The organism is Erwinia sp. (genome assembly GCF_031978025.1).
GTDB lineage: Bacteria > Pseudomonadota > Gammaproteobacteria > Enterobacterales > Enterobacteriaceae > Erwinia.
The window spans coordinates 10,846-13,266 of the sequence record NZ_DALZCD010000106.1 but is presented as its reverse complement, the minus strand read 5'-3'; the positions used below and the strand labels follow the sequence as shown (position 1 = coordinate 13,266).

Here is a 2,421-nt window from a genome sequence, read left to right as displayed (position 1 = left end):
CTTCTGCTCCCTCGACCGCTTTCAGCAGCGCACCTGGCCCACCCGCGATGACGCCCACCACCAGCCCGTGCGGCACGCCAAAGGTTGGTGGGCATTCGGAAGCGTCAAGAACGCCGAGCCGCCCGCTGGTGCCCGCGCCCATATAGATAAGCCTGCCGCCAGCCTGGAGCGAAGCGGCGGCGGCATCTACCGCCTGCGCCACCTGCGGCAGTGTCCTGCGCACCGCTTCTGCCACGAGGGCGTCCTGCTCGTTAAATTTCGTTACCATCTCCAGTGTGGAGAGGCTATCAAGGTCCATCGTGTCAGCATTACGTGTTTCTGAAATCAGTGCGCCGAGATCCATGCTATCCTCACAAATGAATTTTTAATTCTTTATCTGAATGAATTACTGAATATTATATTCACAACCGTTTTCCAAAGGGTCTTTTTTGATAAGCCAGCCGCCTTTGATAAGGGTAGCTAACGTGCTGAACCGTGTTCAGACCGTTTTAAGGAGGAGCTAATGAGCTCACTACTGCGTATTCGTCAACTCTACCCCACGCTGGCGCTGAACGAACGCCGTCTCGCTGATTTTCTGCTGTCGCAGCCGGATAACGCGCGCCATCTCAGCTCGCAAAAGCTGGCAGAGGAAGCGGGCGTCAGCCAGTCCAGCGTGGTGAAGTTTGCGCAGAAGCTGGGCTATAAAGGCTTTCCGGCCCTGAAGCTGGCGCTGAGCGAGTCGCTGGCAAAAAAGGATGCTATTACCGTACATAACCTGATCTTAAGCGACGATCCGTTAAAAGTCGTGGGCGAGAAGCTGTTAGCAGAGAAGCAATCCGCTATTCGCGCCACGCTGGATATTAACAGCGAAGAAAAACTGACGGAAACGCTGCGGCTGCTGAAAGAGGCGAATCGTATCGTGCTGGTGGGGATTGGCGCGTCGGGGCTGGTAGCAAAGGACTTTTCATGGAAATTGATGAAAATTGGCATTCACGCCGTGGCCGAGCAGGATATGCATGCGCTATTGGCCAGCGTGCAGGCGTTAAATCCGGGCGATGTGCTGCTGGCTATTTCCTATACGGGCGAACGACGCGAAATTAATCTTGCCGCTCAGGAAGCACGACGTGCCGGCGCCAGCGTGCTGGCCTTTACGGGTTTTACGCCAAACACGCTGCAACAGTGCGCCACGCATTGTCTTTATACGGTGGCGGAAGAACAGACCACCAGCAGCGCAGCCATCTCTTCGACCTCCGCGCAGCTGACGCTGACCGACCTGTTATTTATGGCGCTGGTGCAGCACGATCCTGAACGTGCCTCCAGCCATATTCGCCACAGCGAGGCGCTGGTGAAGAAGCTGGTCTGACAATGCCACTGGTGGAAAAGCCTAAAGCCATTATAAAAATGACTAAGAAGCGCGGCAATGACATTAATGATAACTTTCAATGGGGTAATCTAAAAGAGCCGGCTGTTTTTAAGCGGGCTCTTTTGATTTTTCTTTATAGATCAGTTATAAACGGAGGCTAATTTTCTCAGTCAGCAGGACTGAAATTCTTACCCTGAAGGCAGGCGCAATGATTACCCATAAAGGAAATGGTGGCGGTATCACCGGCAAATGTTACCAGGTATTTATCCCAGCAACGTTCATTCGTAACGGTAAAACCTCCCTTGTGCCAAGGACTCTATTTTAAATGAACGACTTATATTCACCACCGAAAAACACAAGACATGAGCAACTCACCAGAGTGCTGTTTTGGGGTTCCCTGACTTTACTTTTGTTGATCCTGCCTTTCGGCTTTGTTCATGAAAAGGCAAGCAGGGTATCATTCTATTTTTGTAGCTATTTATGTGCCGCGGGTATTGTAATAAACTTTAAAGATGTGCGTTCAACGCTCGTTAATTCCAAAATAATCTTGCCTGGTTTGCTTCTGGCAATAATATTTTCGGCATGGTCATTGGTTGCCTCTTACGATAAAATCCCCGGCGTAGATAACGGCCTCTTATTTACACCGGCCAAACGCTGGTTTTTAGCAACGCTTATCGCTTTGTTCACCCTGTGGGGCGTAAAAAAAGAGTTTGTCAGCAAGGCACTGCTCTATAAGCTAACCTGGGTTTCGTTATCCGCTGCTTTTATCCTTTCCAGCGCTTACGGTATCTGGCAGCATATAAATGGTGTTGACAGGATTGTTCTCGGTATCAACCGTGCTACGCTTACAGCTTATGCTTACAGCGCGCTCGCGCTGGCTATGATGACTATGCTTAATCAAATTAAGTCATTACCGGTCAGGTTTACCGCCATTATCTTTACCTGCCTGCTCTCCATATATATCATTCTGCTGACCGAAACCCGCTCTGCCATGTTTATCCACACGCTGCTTTCAGTGATGATTATGGTTAGTGCGCTGTGGCGCGGGAAATTGATCAAGCCTTTACCGGTGATCGCAC

1 protein-coding gene and 2 pseudogenes are annotated in these 2,421 nt (G+C 50.5%); 2 read left to right on the top strand and 1 reads right to left on the bottom strand.

The window, feature by feature from the left end:
- Positions 1 to 343 (bottom strand): annotated as a pseudogene (murQ, locus tag RTK32_RS10475) (N-acetylmuramic acid 6-phosphate etherase); the annotation flags it as partial.
- A gap of 159 nt (positions 344 to 502) precedes the next feature.
- On the opposite strand from murQ, the gene RTK32_RS10470 reads away from it, so the two are divergent.
- Together RTK32_RS10470 and RTK32_RS10465 are read left to right on the top strand one after the other, a co-directional pair.
- Complete coding sequence (locus tag RTK32_RS10470) at positions 503 to 1,342, top strand: MurR/RpiR family transcriptional regulator (protein ID WP_312043681.1); 840 nt, start codon at positions 503 to 505, stop codon at positions 1,340 to 1,342.
- 325 nt (positions 1,343 to 1,667) lie between these two features.
- Positions 1,668 to 2,421: pseudogene (locus tag RTK32_RS10465) on the top strand (O-antigen ligase family protein); the annotation flags it as partial.